We start from the raw sequence: 15385 nt of genomic DNA, 5'->3' as shown, positions 1-15385 counted from the left end.
AGGCATTCCTCTGTTTTACGCGTTAATAATTTGTGCAATTTCCACTGCGCTCAGATGATACTGGCGCGGGCATGATTGCCAGATTGACAGCATACGCTGGTATTTATCCCACATTTTGGTCTGGGCATTAAAGCCGTGCGTACCTGAATCGAAGTGAGTGTAACGCCCTTCGGTACCCACCATAAAGCGTACATAGCTGAGATAGCGCGATTCCGTAGCCGCATCAAAGCCTAAGAACTCAAGACGACGAGGATCAAGGTCTTGTTTTTCTTTTAAATTATTGAAAGACACCTGCAGTGCATGGTGCATTTCCATAATATTGATAATCGTGCGGCAGGTATCTTCGCTCAGCTCGCCAAAATCACGATCAAGTTCGCGCATTTGTAGGCCAAAACCGCGTTCGATGATGGTTTGCAAACGACGATAACGCTCGGCGTTATCCGGATCCATCATGGTCATCATCTTGTATTGGTTAGAAAGAATCAGGCGTTGCGCGTTAGTCATTTCCATCTTTGATATCCTCATCGAGCGGCGAAGGTTTACCTAGGCCGGGGTCAAGTCATGTAAAAGGTGAACTGTATGTTTCGCAGCATGGCATAAGCCTGACATTCTAAATAGTGCTGAACATCACTTTTTTGATTTGGAACGGGGTTTCACGAACGAGAAACTGCGGTAAATTGCTAACTGAGTATTTTTTTAGCAAAAGAAGTGTGTTTTAGCTACAAATCGATAACTCGAACGCGCAAAAAACACACTTCTTATTGATCAAATATCATCCAAGAATGTTTTATCCAGCTGCTTAAATGCACGCTGCAAAACATCGGCCAATGACTGATAGGTTGGCGTCCCTTCTACCGGCGCCTGCGCTTTTCCGACTTCCACTAGCTTAGCGCGAATTTCATGAAACCATTGCAATAAGGTTGGCGGCAGCGGCGTCACAGAGCGTTTACCTAACCACCAAAGCCCTTGCATCGGCAAACTACAAGCAAACAGCGCGGTGGCAATCGCAGGGCCAAGCTGGCCGCCCAGCGCAATCTGCCAGGTTAACGTAAAAATGGCGATCGGCGGCATGAAGCGCACGGCAAAGCGCGTCACCTTCGCAATACGATTTTCAGGAAACATCGGTGCCAAGCGCTTATCACTCGGCCACGTCTTCATATATGTCTGGCCGCGTTGAAAAATCTGGAACCACCCTACGTGGCCGGTTGGCTTAGATGTCATAGGAACCTCAACTTCATTTATAAAAAATCAAAAAACAGTGTAAAATCACAACGTATACTTAGCGGTCTTAAATTTATTTTGTTTTTGGCATCCGCAATCGGTATCCTAGCGCGGCTTTGAGGCCTGTAGAAGCAAAAACAACGTTAATAAAGTGTTTCATTAACGACTGCTTCTTAAAGCTAAGTTTTCAGCATTAAGACCCTGTACAATCTAACAGCGTCTGGCGAAAACCTTGCCGGCAACGCAATGCTTTTTTGAGCACCGCGGTTTTTTAATGCGATGTTCTTCATCATGACGAATTAGCACTACGCATGATGTTAATCATAAATGTCGACGACATATTACGCTACGCTTAATGTCTGATTGACTCAATTTCTAACCACGCATAACAAGTAGGTACTTCCATGTCGAAGCTGGTACTGGTTCTTAACTGCGGCAGTTCATCACTGAAATTCGCTATCATCAACGCAGCCAACGGTGAAGAACACCTGTCTGGTTTAGCTGAGTGTTTCAGCCTGCCTGAAGCCCGTATTAAATGGAAAATGGACGGCGCTAAGCACGAAGAAGCCTTAGGCGCTGGTGCAGCTCATAGCGAAGCCCTGAACTTCATCGTTAATACTATTCTGGCACAGAAGCCAGAACTGTCTGCATCTCTGACCGCTATCGGTCACCGTATCGTGCACGGCGGCGAGAAATTCACTGAATCAGCACTGATTACTGATGAAGTACTGCAAGGCATTAAAGATGCGATCCCGTTTGCGCCTCTGCACAACCCTGCTCACCTGATCGGTATCGCTGAAGCGTTCAAATCTTTCCCTAACCTGAAAGACAAAAACGTTGCTGTATTTGATACTGCTTTCCATACCACTATGCCGGAAGAGTCTTACCTGTACGCCCTGCCGTACAGCCTGTACAAAGACCACGGTGTACGTCGTTATGGCGCACACGGCACCAGCCACTTCTTCGTTAGCCAAGAAGCTGCGAAAATGCTGAACAAGCCAGTTGAAGAACTGAACGTGATCACCTGCCATCTGGGCAACGGTGGTTCTGTGACTGCAGTTCGTAACGGTAAATGCGTTGATACCTCTATGGGTCTGACTCCGCTGGAAGGTCTGGTAATGGGTACTCGCTCTGGCGATATCGACCCAGCTATCATCTTCCACCTGCATGACTCTCTGGGTATGAGCGTTGAGCAAATCAACAAACTGCTGACCAAAGAGTCTGGCCTGTTGGGTCTGACCGAAGTCACCAGCGACTGCCGTTATGTTGAAGATAACTACGAAACCAAAGCTGACGCTAAGCGCGCTATGGACGTATTCTGCCACCGTCTGGCTAAATACATCGGTGCTTACACTGCGCTGATGGATGGTCGTCTGGACGCAGTCGTATTTACCGGCGGCATCGGTGAAAACGCGGCAATGGTACGTGAACTGACTCTGGACAAACTGGGTCTGCTGGGCTTCGAAATCGATCACGAACGCAACCTGGCTGCACGCTTCGGCAAATCAGGCACCATCACTAAAGATGGCAGCCGTCTGGCCGTCGTTATCCCAACCAACGAAGAGTTGGTGATTGCACAAGACGCCTCTCGTCTGACTGCATAAGACGCATCTCAACCCCGCAAGCCAAGGCCTGCGGGGTATTTAAGCTCCAAAGTTTAAATCAAGCGTAGAAATTCTAACCTATCCGACCAAGTTCAACGCACTGAGCACACCAACATCCGTTCAGCCAGTTGAACAACCGTAAAGAGGTTTTATCGTGTCACGTACAATTATGCTGATCCCCACCAGCACCAGCGTTGGCCTGACCAGCGTTAGCTTGGGTGTCATCCGCTCCATGGAGCAAAAAGGTGTTCGCCTTAGCGTGTTCAAGCCCATCGCCCAGCCACGCACCGGCGGCGATTCTCTTGATCAAACTACCACTATCATCCGCGCTAACTCTTCAATCCCTGCTGCAGAACCACTGCGCATGTCTCACGTTGAAACGCTGCTGAGCTCTAACCAGCAGGACGTGTTGATGGAAGAAATCGTTGCTCGTTACCACGAAAATACCAAAGACGCAGAAGTTGTTCTGGTTGAAGGTCTGGTTCCAACCCGTAAGCACCAGTTTGCTAACGCGTTGAACTACGAGATCGCCAAAACCCTGAACGCTGAAATCGTCTTCGTTATGGCGCTGGGCAACGACTCCGCTTCTCAAGTTAAAGAGCGTATCGAACTGGCTCGTTCTAGCTTCGGTGGCAGCAAAAACAAAAACATCACCGGCGTTATCATCAATAAGCTGAATGCACCGGTTGACGATCAGGGCCGTACTCGCCCAGACCTGTCTGAAATCTTCGATGATTCCAACAAAGCCAGCATTGCCAATCTGGATACTGCACTGCTAATCGAGAATAGCCCGCTGCCAGTTCTGGGCTGTGTGCCTTGGAGCTTCGAGCTGATTGCAACGCGTGCTATCGATATGGCGAATCACCTGAAAGCACGTATCGTGAATGAAGGCGACATCAAAACCCGTCGTATCAAGTCTGTGACTTTCTGCGCACGCAGCATTCCTCACATGCTGGAGCATTTCCGTCCGGGTTCACTGCTGGTAACTTCAGCTGACCGTCCTGACGTTCTGGTTGCCGCTTGTCTGGCAGCAATGAACGGCGTGGAAATCGGCGCAATCCTGCTGACCGGCGGTTACGATATGGACGAGCGCATCGCTAAGCTGTGCGAACGTGCATTCCAGACCGGCCTACCAGTCTTCATGGTAGATACCAACACGTGGCAGACTTCGCTGAGCCTGCAGAGCTTCAATCTAGAAGTTCCTGCTGACGACCATCAGCGCGTTGAGAAACTGCAAAACTACGTTGCAAGCCACATCGACAGCAAGTGGATTGATTCCCTGTCTGCGGCTTCTGAGCGTTCACGTCGCCTGTCTCCTCCGGCGTTCCGTTACGAACTGACCGAGCTGGCGCGTAAAGCATGCAAACGCGTTGTTCTGCCTGAAGGTGACGAGCCACGTACCGTTAAAGCAGCGGCTATCTGTGCTGAACGCGGCATCGCTGAATGTGTTCTGCTGGGTAACCCAGAAGAAATCCAGCGCGTTGCAGCGGCTCAGGGCGTTGTTCTGGGTAAAGGCATCGAAATCGTTGATCCAAACGCGGTACGTGAGCAATACGTTCCACGTCTGGTTGAACTGCGTAAAAGCAAAGGCATGACCGAAGTTGTTGCTCGCGAACAGTTGGAAGACAACGTTGTTCTGGGTACGCTGATGCTGGAACAAAACCAGGTTGACGGTTTGGTTTCTGGTGCGGTTCACACCACGGCTAACACTATTCGCCCACCGTTGCAGCTGATCAAAACTGCACCGGGCAGCTCTTTGGTATCTTCCGTGTTCTTCATGCTGCTGCCTGATCAGGTTCTGGTGTATGGCGACTGCGCGATCAACCCAGATCCAACCGCAGAACAGCTGTCTGAAATCGCAATCCAGTCTGCAGACTCTGCGGCTGCATTCGGTATCGAACCTCGCGTGGCCATGATTTCCTACTCAACCGGTAACTCCGGTGCGGGTAGCGACGTTGAGAAAGTTCGCGAAGCAACTCGTCTGGCTCAGGAAAAACGTCCTGACCTGATCATCGATGGTCCGCTGCAGTATGATGCGGCTATCATGGCTGACGTTGCTAAATCTAAAGCGCCTAACTCTCCAGTTGCGGGTAAAGCGACCGTGTTCATCTTCCCAGACCTGAACACCGGTAACACCACTTACAAAGCGGTACAGCGTTCTGCTGACCTGGTCTCTATCGGACCAATGCTGCAAGGCATGCGTAAGCCGGTGAACGACCTGTCTCGTGGCGCACTGGTTGACGATATCGTCTACACCGTTGCTCTGACTGCGATTCAGGCTGCACAAGCTGCCGACGCTGCTAAGTAATCTCTGATTACACGTTAAAAGGCTCCCAAGTGGGAGCCTTTTTTATTGTTGGAACAGTCCGCTATTCTGGTAACAAGCGAATCAGCGTTTGATAGGATTATCTTCCAGCAATCCCATCGCCTGTTTCACAATGTCCTCTGCCGTCAGTTCATATTCCTGCATCAGGAAATCCTGCGTTCCTACCTGCCCATAACGTTCTTTAACTCCTACGCGCCGCATCGGCACCGGATGGTTTTCCACCAGCGCTTCTGCCACGGCTGAACCAAGCCCGTTATGAATGCTATGGTTTTCGCAGGTAACGATTCGCCCTGTTTTCGCCGCGTATTCAATAATCAAATCTTTATCGATTGGCTTAAGCGTAAACATGTCAATAACCGCAGCGCTATAGCCTTGCTTAGCGAGCATTTGTGCCGCTTGCAGAGCTTCAGCCACCATAATCCCATTGGCAATCAGCGTGATATCTTTGCCATCTTGTAAAACCTTGCCTTTGCCAATGGTGAATTCTGTACCGCTAGGATAAATCGTGTATGCCTGCTTACGGATGGTTCTCACCCAGTGGAAACCTTTTAAATCCACCAGCTGGTGCAGAATATTTTGGAACATCGTGGCATCCGTCATTTCCATCACCACAGAGTGAGCAAGACCACGCACGATCCCCATATCTTCAAACGACATGTGGGTTCCACCGTTATGACAAGCGCTAACGCCAGCATCTGATGCAATCACCTTCACATTATTCTTTTGATAATCAACCGACATAAATAGCTGATCAAAACAGCGGCGACTCGCGAAAGCGGTAAAGGTATGCACAAAAGGAATGCGTCCGGCTAAAGAGAGCCCTGCCGCAGTACCGATAACGTTGGCCTCCATAATTCCGCAGTTAATGACCTGATGGGGAAAATCACGGTGAACGCTGTCCATGGCCATAGAGCTCATCAAATCGGCCTCTAAGGCTATCACCGGCGTATTAGCGATAAACTGATCGCGCATCGCCTGAGCATAGACCTTGCGCATTTCCATTTTGTCTTTCTGTAACGGCAGGAATTCATGGCTCATAGCGTTGCCTCCAGTGTTGCGATCGCTTTCTGCATTTCCGCTTTAATGTCTTCAGTTAAGCGCAGGTGATGTGAATTGGGCAGTTGCTCAATATACGGAACACCCTGACCTTTGATGCTGTCGAGGAGTACCACTCGCGGGCGCTGTTCGCCGCTTCGAACTGGAGCAATGGCCTCGTAAATAGCGGCAATATCGTCGCCTTTCACGCTGAGCACATCGAAACCAAATGCGCTAAATTTCGCGTTGAGATCGAATGGCTTGATGACCTCATCTAAGGTGCCATCTAGCTGCTGCTTGTTGTAATCAATAAACAGCGTCAGGTTATTCAGATTATGGTGGGCGATAAACTGGAAAGCTTCCCAGCACTGACCTTCATTCAGTTCACCATCGCCCAAAATGCAGAATACGCGGTTTTTACGCCCTGCCAGACGATGTGCCAGCGCCATCCCTGTCGCAATTGAAACACCCTGCCCTAACGAGCCGGTTGTCGCATCGACGCCACGAGTTAGCAAACGGTCTGGATGGCTGGGGAAATGGGTTCCGTTTTCGTTTAGCGTGGCTAATTCTTCACGAGGGAAATAACCTTTTAACGCCAAAGCGCTATATAGCGCAGGCCCCGCATGCCCTTTAGACAGCACAAAATTATCGCGCTCTGGCCACTGTGGCTGAGCAGGATCAATCTTCATCACTGCTCCATACAGCACCGCCAGCGTTTCAACCACCGACATTGAGCCACCGTAGTGACCAAAACCCAGATTCGTTAACGCTTTTAAGGTTTCTATGCGAATTTCTGTCGCATAGCGTTGAACCTCTTTCAGGTTAAGCATAGTTATCCCTTATTTGTTGGCGCTATCAGCGGAGGTGGATGGAGAAATCTTGCGAGAGAAGAAGTAGTTATGAGCCACAAGCGCCACGAATATCGCGACAATGACGGCCATAATCATGTCTTTATTCATAAAGCGCGCCATGTTGCCCAGCACAATACCGATACCGCCAAAGTCAGCGTCCGAGAACGTGGTATTGGCAAACCCGAGTGCACCGAGAACTGGCAACAAGAGAACCGGCAGGAAAGTAATCAGCAGACCATTTGCAAATGCGCCAATCATGGCACCACGACGGCCACCGGTCGCATTGCCGAAGACACCCGCCGTTGCACCAGTAAAGAAGTGAGGAACGACACCAGGTAAAATCAGCACCAGATTAAATTGGCCTAAGAGGAACAGTCCCACCAGCCCGCCGAGGAAGCTAAATAGGAAGCCGATCAACACCGCATTAGGGGCATATGGATAAACCACGGGGCAATCAAGCGCTGGACGTGCATTGGGAACCAGACGCTCAGAGAACCCGGTAAATGCAGGAACAATTTCAGCCAAAATCAAGCGAACACCTTGCAGAATAATGAATACGCCAGCCGCAAAGGTAATCGCCATAATGATGGAATAGACCAAATAGTTCTGGCCGGCGCTATAGGTGGCTTCGACGAAATCAGAACCTGCGCTCACCGCCATAATCAGGTAAATCACCATCATGGTCAGAGAAATAGAGATGGAACTGTCGCGCAAGAAGCTGAGGTTTTTAGGCAGGTTCATCTCTTCGGTTGAGCGCGATCCTTTACCTACTCGCCCACCAATCCAACCAGAAAGGATATAGCCTAATGTGCCAAAATGGCCAAACGCGATATCGTCATTGCCGGTAATTTTCCGCATATAACGCTGCGCCAAGGCAGGGAAAAAGGCCATGACTAAACCGAGCGTTAATGCTCCCGTAAAGACTAATTGCACACCTTCAAATCCGGCAACGGTCAATATAATGCCGATCATACACGCCATATAAAACGTGTGGTGCCCCGTTAAGAATATGTACTTAAGCTTGGTAAAACGTGCCACCACAATATTGGCTACCATGCCGAATGCCATGATTAGCGCGGTTGCAGCACCATATTTTTCTAATGCAATAGAGACAATCGCCTCATTATTAGGAATGATGCCCTGTATATTAAAGGCATGTTCAAACATGCCTCCTAGTGGGTTAAGTGAACTGACAAGAACCCCAGCACCACCGCCTAAAACAATAAAACCTAGAATTGTTTTTACGGTTCCTTTCACGACATCGCTGAAAGATTTTTTCTGAGCCAGTAAACCAACCAGAGCAATAATCCCAACGAGAACCGCCGGAACTTTTAATATATCAACGATGAACTTCAGCGTTTCTTGGATAAACATATCCGCCTCGCTAATTATCTAAGATAAGTTGTCGATTATTTTATTTATTGAAATAAGCCCGTAGCTTTGTTTCAAGTTCATTAATATCAATAATATTAGTAATAACGATTAGCTGGTTATCTGGGATACTCGCGCTGGCAGCAATATCTTTCGCCATCACAAACAGGTCGGCTTCGCTGGGGATCGCCGATGAGAGATCGGAGTGCTCAACGTCAGCCTCAACGCCCATCTTCTTGAGCACCTTTTTGATATTCATTTCCACCATAAAACTACTACCTAAACCTGAACCACATATCGCCATAATTTTCATTATTTAATCCTCGGTGAGTTTTTAAAAACAGAGATCCCACAGGGAACCCTGTTATTTTTATGGAGTTATTAATTTAAATAGATTTTAAAATTTCTCGATGATGGACTTAATCTCCTCTAGGGTAGATGCGCTATGAATTTTTTTTACCGCATCATCATCTGAGAAAAATTCTGCCAGATGAGAAATTAATTCAATATGGCTATGACTATCAGGCGCTGAGAGCATCACAATTAAATTAACCGGATCGTTGTCAGCAGAATGAAATAAAACGTCTTGTTTCACGCTCAGCAATGAAAGTCCTAAAGACTTAGCGCCTTCTTCTGGCCTTGCGTGTGGCATCGCAATACCAGGAGCCAAAACATAATAGGGACCCAGCTTTTCATGTTGCTGATAAATAGCAGCAAGATAATCAGGGGTAATAATGCCTTTTTGTAATAACGGCTGCGCACTGAGCCTCACAGCCTCTTGCCACGTATCCACACTGTCGCGAATTTGTATGGTGTCATCAGTTAACCAAGTATTCAGCATTGTCTCTCCTAAGCGGATGACCTCTGTCGATAACCATAGCTGCCAGTCAGTTTGACCGTCGATTATCAGCAAATGGGGTGGTGTAAAGAGACGATACCTTTAAAGATAGCGCTACCAAAAACGCTATCTGTTGGATTTGTGATAGCGCTATCAAAAATAGATGTTTATTCTATGACCAGAGATGACGCATATCTCATAACGCCCAGAACATGGCAATATCGCTTAACAAAGCCCGCAGTAGTTTTATGATTAATCTCTTTTTTTAGCTAAAATAGCGCCATTGCAGCCTAGGCTCCGTTAGGAACAAGCATGCCCATCATTAAAAAACGACGTAGTACCGGCAGAGTCACGCTGGCCGATGTAGCCCGCCATGCCGGTGTTGGTTCAATGACCGTATCGCGTGCTCTACGTACGCCCGATCAGGTTTCTGACAAGCTAAGAGAAAAAATTGAGTCTGCCGTTAGCGAACTGGGCTACGTGCCAAATCTTGCCGCCAGCGCTTTGGCTTCAGGGGCTGGACGTACAATTTCGGTGGTGGTTCCCTCGTTTACCGAGGCAGGATGCGCCCAGATGCTGGCAGGGCTGCAAAGCGTATTACAACCGGCAGGATTCCAACTGACGCTCTCCGAATCTCAACGTGATGAAGAACGCGAAGCTAACATGCTAGAAAACCTGCTCTCAGCCAGTCTGGCCGCGGTGGTTTTACTCAGCACCGAGCAAAGCGATAACACCCGTCAGTGGCTGAAAAATGCAGAAATTCCGGTGGTGGAAATCGGTGCCATGCGTGAAGATCCTATCGATATCAATATCGGAATAGATTATGCCGACGCGATGTTTAATCTGACGCGCTATGTCATCGATCGTGGATATGAAAATATTGGTTTGCTGTGTGCGAATCAAGAGCCGTGGATATTTCAGCAGCACCTTCATGGTTGGCATCAGGCTCTGCTGCGCAGCCATTTCTCACCACATCGGGTCATTAACGCCGCTGAACCCGCCAATTTCTCCACCGGCGCAAGCGTGTTACCTGAATTTATTCTGGCTTGGCCGGAGATTGATGCGCTGATTTGCGCGTCTGACGAATTAGCCTGTGGAGTGTTGTATGAATGCCAGAGAAGGCATATTCGCGTGCCAAGCCAGCTAGCCGTTGTGGGTTTCGGCAATCGAGATGTCAGTCAGGTATGTCAGCCGCCGTTAACCACCACCGCCGTACCTTTTAAAGAGATTGGCATTCAGGCTGCCAACGCTCTGTTGGCCCGCCTGAATCAACAGACAACCAAAGCGACGATTCCTGTCAGCTCAGTGCTTTGTAAACGGAGCAGTTGCTAAGCTGACAGTCTAAAGATCGCTACTCTTCGCTTTCGTTCTGCGGCACATCGCTTTCCGTTTCAGATTCGCTAGGTGCTTTCGCCGATGATGTGGTCTTTTGGATACACATCGGCTGGTAGTGTTTATCGCTGTTACGCGTCATCCACAGAGAGAGCGCTTTCAGTGAATCAGGGGTGAAGCTATCGCACTCTGCCGTGATTTCCTCAGGGGTCATCCAGCGAACCGACTCAACTTCTTCTTCCTGTAGCGCAAACGGTCCGTGAGAGACGCAGCTAAACAACCCTCCCCACACGCGGCAATTGTCTTGTTCAAAATAGAACATGCCGTGATCGGCAAAAGGAACGCCGGCAATACCGAGTTCTTCTTCTGCTTCTCGGCGCGCTGACTCCAACATATTTTCACCACTTTGCACAACACCACCGGCGGTAGCATCGAGCCATCCTGGGTAAAAATCTTTGTTTTCAGTACGTTTCTGAACCAGGATCTGCCCCATTCCATTGTGAACCACGATATAGGTTGCACGGTGACGCAGACATTGAGCGCGCATTTGCGCACGAGTCGATTGAGCAATGACATCATTGTTTTCGTCAACGATATCGACCCACTCCAACCCGGTGTTGAGCGTTTGTTCCACCATCCTCTGAAACCTTTTTCTTAGCGTACTGCTGTACGCGGTTTGTTCATCGCACCTGCTTTATGTTTCACATCTGTACACGCGACAGCGGTGAAAGCAGATCCTACCGAAAATGCCATAAAATAAAACAATCAGTCGATTGCGACTTCTGCCAGTATCTCTGTACCGTACAGGGCGCAGACTTTTAGGACCCCGTTGTCAAATACCCCAAAGCTCGGCACATTTCCGCCTTTGGGTAAGCTAACTGAGCCAGGATTGAAACAGTAGATATCACCACGTTGTTCTGCCACCGGCAGGTGTGTGTGTCCGTAGACCAGCACATCTTTTGGACTTAATGGCGGTAACTCAGCAGGATGATAAAGGTGACCATGGGTTAAAAACAATCTTTGATTATCGAGCAAAATTTGCTGCCAAGGTGCCATCATCGGGAATTTCAGCAGCATCTGATCGACTTCACTATCGCAATTGCCGCGAACAGCGATGATCTTGTCAGCAAACTTATTTAGCTGCTCTGCGACCTGCGGCGGGTTATAGCCTTCCGGTAGCGGATTTCGTGGGCCGTGATTGAGCACATCTCCCAGAATAATCAGCCATTGGCTTTCGCTTTGTTCAAACAACTCAAGCACGCGCTGGGTCGCGGTGAGAGATCCATGGATATCAGAGGCAAACATCAGCTTCATATACGGTTCTCGTTAAATAAGAATAATCGCTATGGCGTTACAAATGCCCATAGTGTAACGAATGGCCATAGTGTAACGATGGCTATCGTCTCCCGCCAGCATACAACGCACTGTTTGCCTACTTTTAACCTGATTGGTCCATCGGTTGCTGCTTTTAACGTCGCTTTGCCGCCGATAACGCCAGCCATTGGCACACTGAAGCGCGCTGCCATTGGAAATGCGCATAATCCGCAATACGTTCTGGTACTGGATCGCCGGCCATCACTAAACGATTTAGCATTAAAGCTAAGTCTGTATCCGCAATGCACCACTCTCCGAATAAGTTCTGATGCCCATCAATCAACAACCGTTCAACGCCTGCAATTAGCTTGGCTGCCGCATATTCGCCTTCTAGGCTCAACGCGGACGGCTTAAGCCCAGCAAAAATAACTTCGGTGGAACGCTCTTGCCGAATTGGCATTAGATCGCTGCGCAGCCACGCTTGAATTTCACGCGCCTTAGCTCTTTTTTGCTTATCTCTTGGATAAAGAGAAGCAAAGTCAGGCGCAGCAAAAACCTCATCAAGATATTCAGTGATAGCTGAAGACTCAGAAAGAGAGAAGTTTTCATGTAATAGCGTCGGCACTCTGCGCGTTAGTGAGAGCTCGGCATATGCCTCCTGCTGGTTCTCGCTCTCGGCTAAGTCAACCGGCTCCAGCTCAAACCTAACGCCCTTTTCTTTTAAAGCGACATAAACAGACATCACATACGGGCTGAAAAAGTTACTATCAGAATACAGCGTAATTTTCGGCTGGCTCATCTTCTCTCCTGTCGGCACATGGCAATCATTGGGATCTCAGTATTACACGTTTGTGTATTTTTGCAGCGCTGAAGTTATCCCTGTTTAGGTGATATTTCACACTGTCTGAATTATACATTTTTGCAACATCACCGCTTTCACCACCGAGCCTTTTGGACTATAGTCAGAGAGATAAGCTTCCTCTTACCGCTTGATTTTTCTGGGAGACATCATGATCGACCTGTATTACGCACCAACCCCAAACGGCCATAAAATTACTCTTTTCCTCGAAGAATCTGGGCTTGCCTATCAAATTCATCGCGTCGATATTGGCGCTGGCGATCAGTTTAAACCTGAGTTTTTGGCCATTTCTCCTAACAACAAAATTCCGGCCATTGTAGACCGACAACCCGTAGATGGTGGCGCCCCCCTGAGCCTGTTTGAATCAGGTGAAATACTGCTTTATCTCGCAGAAAAAACCGGCAGATTCATGAGCCAAGAATTACGCTCACGTGCCGCTACGCTACAGTGGTTGTTCTGGCAAGTCGGCGGTTTTGGACCAATGCTGGGGCAAAATCATCACTTCAATCACTACGCGCCTCAGCCCGTTCCCTATGCAATTGAACGATATCAGGTTGAAACTAAACGCCTCTATACCGTTCTCGATAAACAGTTGAAAAAGCATGCCTATGTATCCGGCGATGAATACAGCATCGCGGACATGGCGATTTATCCGTGGGTGGTTCCACACGCCCGTCAACGCATTGACTTAGAAGATTTTCCTGCCGTACGTAACTGGTTTGAACGCATCTCCGCGCGTCCTGCAACGAAGAAAGCCTACAGTTTGTCACAAGACTAATCGACAGAGGCCAGCGCTTATGCTGGCCACTTCTTCTCTATTATCATCGTTATGCTTTCCCTGTATGCTGAATGCGACATCGCATTTGATAAGGACACCCTATGAGCTTTTTACAGCCTGATGCCATTATTCGTATTAAAAACCTGCGGCTGCGCACTTTCATTGGGATAAAAGAAGAAGAAATCAAGAATAAACAAGACGTTGTTATCAACGTTGTGATCCATTACCCAGCAGAACAGGCGCGGAAAAGCGAGAATATTGCCGACGCGCTTAACTATCGTACAATAACGAAACGTATCATTGCCCACGTTGAGGATAATCGTTTCGCACTGCTGGAAAAATTAACTCAGGATGTCCTCAACATCGCTTGTGAACACCACTGGGTCACCTATGCTGAAGTAGAGGTCGATAAGCTTTACGCCCTGCGCTATGCAGATTCTGTCTCGATGACCATGCGCTACCGTAAAGCGAGTGAATAGCTTCATATACCCTAAATAACTCGTGTTATATCAAGGGTGATAGACATATCCCTGATCTTGGAGAAGGCTTATGCGTATTTTTATCACTGGCGGAACGGGGCTTATCGGCAAACCTCTTTGCCAACGTCTGTTGACGCTGCACCACGAGCTCACGGTTTTAACCCGCGATCCGCAGAAAGCGAGAGAAAAGCTCGGCGATAACGTTCACTACGTAACGTCTTTGGAAGCGCTTTCAACGCTGGATGGCTACGACGCCGTGATTAATCTGGCCGGTGAGCCCATCGCGGATAAACGCTGGACGGAAGAGCAAAAGCAGCGTCTTTGTCATAGCCGTTGGGATATTACCGAACGTCTTGTTGAACTGATTCATAACAGCGCTACGCCACCTTCTGCGCTGCTATCAGGCTCGGCCGTGGGATATTATGGCAACCAAGGTGAAGCGTTGGTCACCGAAGACGATACCCCACATCATGAGTTTACCCACGATCTCTGCGCGCGCTGGGAAGGCATTGCGTTACAAGCTTCCAGCGACAAAACACGCGTCTGTCTGATGCGTACGGGCATCGTTCTTGCGCCAGATGGCGGCGCATTAAGCAAAATGCTTCCTCTTTTCCGCCTCGGTTTAGGCGGTGAAATGGGCAATGGCCGGCAGTATATGCCGTGGATCCACATTGATGACATGGTCAACGCCATTCTCTATTTGCTGGAATGCCCAACGCTCAACGGCCCGTTCAACATGACTTCGCCCTATCCCGTTCACAATGAACAATTTATCGCCACGTTAGGCGAGATTTTAGGCCGCCCTACGGTGGTGCGCACACCTGCATTTGCGATAAAAACCCTCATGGGTGAAGCCAGCGTGTTAGTCCTCAGCGGACAGCGTGCCATTCCCAAAAGGCTGGAAGAAGCCGGATTTGGGTTCAGGTATTTTGAGCTGGAAGATGCGTTGAGGAATGTGTTGGGGAAGGAGTTTTAAGTAGGGGAAAGGTTTCAATCACTTTTGCTTATGATGCATTCGTGTAAGGTTTCGTCCGCCAAGTGTGTGTGTGTAACCTTTGTGTAAGGTTTCGTCCGCCTTTCCACAACGATACTCACATATAACTAAGTTGTAGGCGACCGATGAGGGGCGCCAGCGCGCGCCCCTTCAATCCTCGCGCTTTTTATCCGTGACGCCATCTCCGCGCCGGGTCGGCATGCGCCATCCTTGGCGCCTCCTCCCCTAGTGAAAACATCCTGTTTTCACTGCTCTCACTACCAAAACTTAAACCATTAAAAGATGAGAAGGCAAAAAATGTCTTTTGTCTTTTCCCTTTTTTATGTTTAAAGAATGCATTTTAGAGCCGCCAGCAGGGATGCTGGTGGCAGGTTGAGGGCGTA

16 protein-coding genes are annotated in these 15385 nt (G+C 48.7%); 6 read left to right on the top strand and 10 right to left on the bottom strand.

Annotation, left to right across the window (positions count from 1 at the left end; all coding sequences use genetic code 11):
- Positions 1 to 15: 15 nt before the first annotated feature.
- Both RSC70_RS18180 and yfbV read right to left on the bottom strand, forming a co-directional pair.
- Complete coding sequence (locus tag RSC70_RS18180; RefSeq protein ID WP_025797874.1) at positions 16 to 510, bottom strand: YfbU family protein; 495 nt, start codon at positions 508 to 510, stop codon at positions 16 to 18.
- A gap of 255 nt (positions 511 to 765) precedes the next feature.
- Positions 766 to 1221, bottom strand: a complete 456-nt coding sequence (gene yfbV / locus RSC70_RS18175) for a terminus macrodomain insulation protein YfbV (RefSeq protein WP_332543126.1) — start codon at positions 1219 to 1221, stop codon at positions 766 to 768.
- A 404-nt stretch (positions 1222 to 1625) separates the two neighbouring features.
- Here yfbV and ackA point away from each other — a divergent pair, with 404 nt between their 5' ends.
- Both ackA and pta read left to right on the top strand, forming a co-directional pair.
- A complete protein-coding gene (gene ackA / locus RSC70_RS18170; RefSeq protein ID WP_025797869.1) occupies positions 1626 to 2825 on the top strand; it encodes an acetate kinase in 1200 nt (399 codons plus the stop codon).
- Positions 2826 to 2979: 154 nt separating this feature from the next.
- The gene (gene pta / locus RSC70_RS18165) at positions 2980 to 5133 is read left to right on the top strand and encodes a phosphate acetyltransferase (RefSeq protein WP_130998949.1); all 2154 of its coding nucleotides are present in this window, start codon (positions 2980 to 2982) and stop codon (positions 5131 to 5133) included.
- 81 nt (positions 5134 to 5214) lie between these two features.
- Here pta and RSC70_RS18160 read toward each other — a convergent pair whose 3' ends face one another.
- From RSC70_RS18160 to RSC70_RS18140, 5 genes are all read right to left on the bottom strand, one after another.
- A complete protein-coding gene (locus tag RSC70_RS18160) occupies positions 5215 to 6189 on the bottom strand; it encodes a transketolase family protein (RefSeq protein ID WP_332543125.1) in 975 nt (324 codons plus the stop codon).
- Complete coding sequence (locus RSC70_RS18155; protein ID WP_332543124.1) at positions 6186 to 7016, bottom strand: transketolase; 831 nt, start codon at positions 7014 to 7016, stop codon at positions 6186 to 6188. Before RSC70_RS18155 ends, RSC70_RS18160 begins: the two co-directional genes overlap by 4 nt.
- Positions 7017 to 7025: 9 nt before the next feature.
- Entirely contained in the window at positions 7026 to 8411 is a 1386-nt protein-coding gene (locus RSC70_RS18150; protein ID WP_040046420.1) for a PTS ascorbate transporter subunit IIC, read from the bottom strand.
- A 40-nt stretch (positions 8412 to 8451) separates the two neighbouring features.
- The gene (locus tag RSC70_RS18145; protein ID WP_025797857.1) at positions 8452 to 8721 is read right to left on the bottom strand and encodes a PTS sugar transporter subunit IIB; all 270 of its coding nucleotides are present in this window, start codon (positions 8719 to 8721) and stop codon (positions 8452 to 8454) included.
- Between the two features lie 84 nt (positions 8722 to 8805).
- Positions 8806 to 9249, bottom strand: a complete 444-nt coding sequence (locus tag RSC70_RS18140) for a PTS sugar transporter subunit IIA (RefSeq protein WP_234619418.1) — start codon at positions 9247 to 9249, stop codon at positions 8806 to 8808.
- 309 nt (positions 9250 to 9558) lie between these two features.
- Here RSC70_RS18140 and RSC70_RS18135 point away from each other — a divergent pair, with 309 nt between their 5' ends.
- Positions 9559 to 10578 (top strand): LacI family DNA-binding transcriptional regulator, encoded by a 1020-nt coding sequence (locus RSC70_RS18135; RefSeq protein ID WP_131391688.1) that lies wholly within the window; start codon positions 9559 to 9561, stop codon positions 10576 to 10578.
- Between the two features lie 19 nt (positions 10579 to 10597).
- Here the strand turns inward: RSC70_RS18135 and yfcD are convergent, their stop codons facing one another.
- The 3 genes from yfcD to yfcF form a co-directional block, all read right to left on the bottom strand.
- Entirely contained in the window at positions 10598 to 11215 is a 618-nt protein-coding gene (gene yfcD / locus RSC70_RS18130; RefSeq protein ID WP_332543123.1) for an NUDIX hydrolase YfcD, read from the bottom strand.
- A 128-nt stretch (positions 11216 to 11343) separates the two neighbouring features.
- A complete protein-coding gene (gene yfcE / locus RSC70_RS18125; RefSeq protein WP_063586770.1) occupies positions 11344 to 11892 on the bottom strand; it encodes a phosphodiesterase in 549 nt (182 codons plus the stop codon).
- A gap of 154 nt (positions 11893 to 12046) precedes the next feature.
- On the bottom strand, positions 12047 to 12691 hold the full coding sequence (yfcF, locus tag RSC70_RS18120) for a glutathione transferase (RefSeq protein ID WP_040046416.1): 645 nt from the start codon (positions 12689 to 12691) through the stop codon (positions 12047 to 12049).
- A 211-nt stretch (positions 12692 to 12902) separates the two neighbouring features.
- Here yfcF and yfcG point away from each other — a divergent pair, with 211 nt between their 5' ends.
- The 3 genes from yfcG (at position 12903) to RSC70_RS18105 (ending at position 14984) form a co-directional block, all read left to right on the top strand.
- Positions 12903 to 13529 (top strand): GSH-dependent disulfide bond oxidoreductase, encoded by a 627-nt coding sequence (gene yfcG, locus RSC70_RS18115; protein WP_025797844.1) that lies wholly within the window; start codon positions 12903 to 12905, stop codon positions 13527 to 13529.
- Positions 13530 to 13630: 101 nt separating this feature from the next.
- Positions 13631 to 14008 (top strand): dihydroneopterin triphosphate 2'-epimerase, encoded by a 378-nt coding sequence (folX, locus tag RSC70_RS18110; protein ID WP_040046415.1) that lies wholly within the window; start codon positions 13631 to 13633, stop codon positions 14006 to 14008.
- 70 nt (positions 14009 to 14078) lie between these two features.
- A complete protein-coding gene (locus tag RSC70_RS18105; RefSeq protein WP_025797840.1) occupies positions 14079 to 14984 on the top strand; it encodes a TIGR01777 family oxidoreductase in 906 nt (301 codons plus the stop codon).
- Positions 14985 to 15385 lie beyond the last annotated feature (401 nt).

The sequence above is a fragment of the Hafnia sp. genome (genome assembly GCF_036648275.1).
In the GTDB taxonomy this organism is placed as follows: domain Bacteria; phylum Pseudomonadota; class Gammaproteobacteria; order Enterobacterales; family Enterobacteriaceae; genus Hafnia; species Hafnia alvei.
This window is presented reverse-complemented; position numbering and strand designations above follow the sequence as displayed.

Excerpts from the sequence above, each read along its gene's own strand:
- yfcD (WP_332543123.1), bottom strand. The coding sequence starts at position 11,215 with ATGGTGGAACAAACGCTCAACACCGGGTTGGAGTGGGTCGATATCGTT.
- yfcE (WP_063586770.1), bottom strand. The coding sequence starts at position 11,892 with ATGAAGCTGATGTTTGCCTCTGATATCCATGGATCTCTCACCGCGACC.
- RSC70_RS18135 (WP_131391688.1), top strand. The coding sequence starts at position 9,559 with ATGCCCATCATTAAAAAACGACGTAGTACCGGCAGAGTCACGCTGGCC.
- yfbV (WP_332543126.1), bottom strand. The coding sequence starts at position 1,221 with ATGACATCTAAGCCAACCGGCCACGTAGGGTGGTTCCAGATTTTTCAA.
- RSC70_RS18145 (WP_025797857.1), bottom strand. The coding sequence starts at position 8,721 with ATGAAAATTATGGCGATATGTGGTTCAGGTTTAGGTAGTAGTTTTATG.
- yfcF (WP_040046416.1), bottom strand. The coding sequence starts at position 12,691 with ATGAGCCAGCCGAAAATTACGCTGTATTCTGATAGTAACTTTTTCAGC.
- RSC70_RS18105 (WP_025797840.1), top strand. The coding sequence starts at position 14,079 with ATGCGTATTTTTATCACTGGCGGAACGGGGCTTATCGGCAAACCTCTT.
- RSC70_RS18150 (WP_040046420.1), bottom strand. The coding sequence starts at position 8,411 with ATGTTTATCCAAGAAACGCTGAAGTTCATCGTTGATATATTAAAAGTT.
- RSC70_RS18180 (WP_025797874.1), bottom strand. The coding sequence starts at position 510 with ATGGAAATGACTAACGCGCAACGCCTGATTCTTTCTAACCAATACAAG.
- RSC70_RS18160 (WP_332543125.1), bottom strand. The coding sequence starts at position 6,189 with ATGAGCCATGAATTCCTGCCGTTACAGAAAGACAAAATGGAAATGCGC.
- yfcG (WP_025797844.1), top strand. The coding sequence starts at position 12,903 with ATGATCGACCTGTATTACGCACCAACCCCAAACGGCCATAAAATTACT.
- folX (WP_040046415.1), top strand. The coding sequence starts at position 13,631 with ATGAGCTTTTTACAGCCTGATGCCATTATTCGTATTAAAAACCTGCGG.
- RSC70_RS18140 (WP_234619418.1), bottom strand. The coding sequence starts at position 9,249 with ATGCTGAATACTTGGTTAACTGATGACACCATACAAATTCGCGACAGT.
- ackA (WP_025797869.1), top strand. The coding sequence starts at position 1,626 with ATGTCGAAGCTGGTACTGGTTCTTAACTGCGGCAGTTCATCACTGAAA.
- RSC70_RS18155 (WP_332543124.1), bottom strand. The coding sequence starts at position 7,016 with ATGCTTAACCTGAAAGAGGTTCAACGCTATGCGACAGAAATTCGCATA.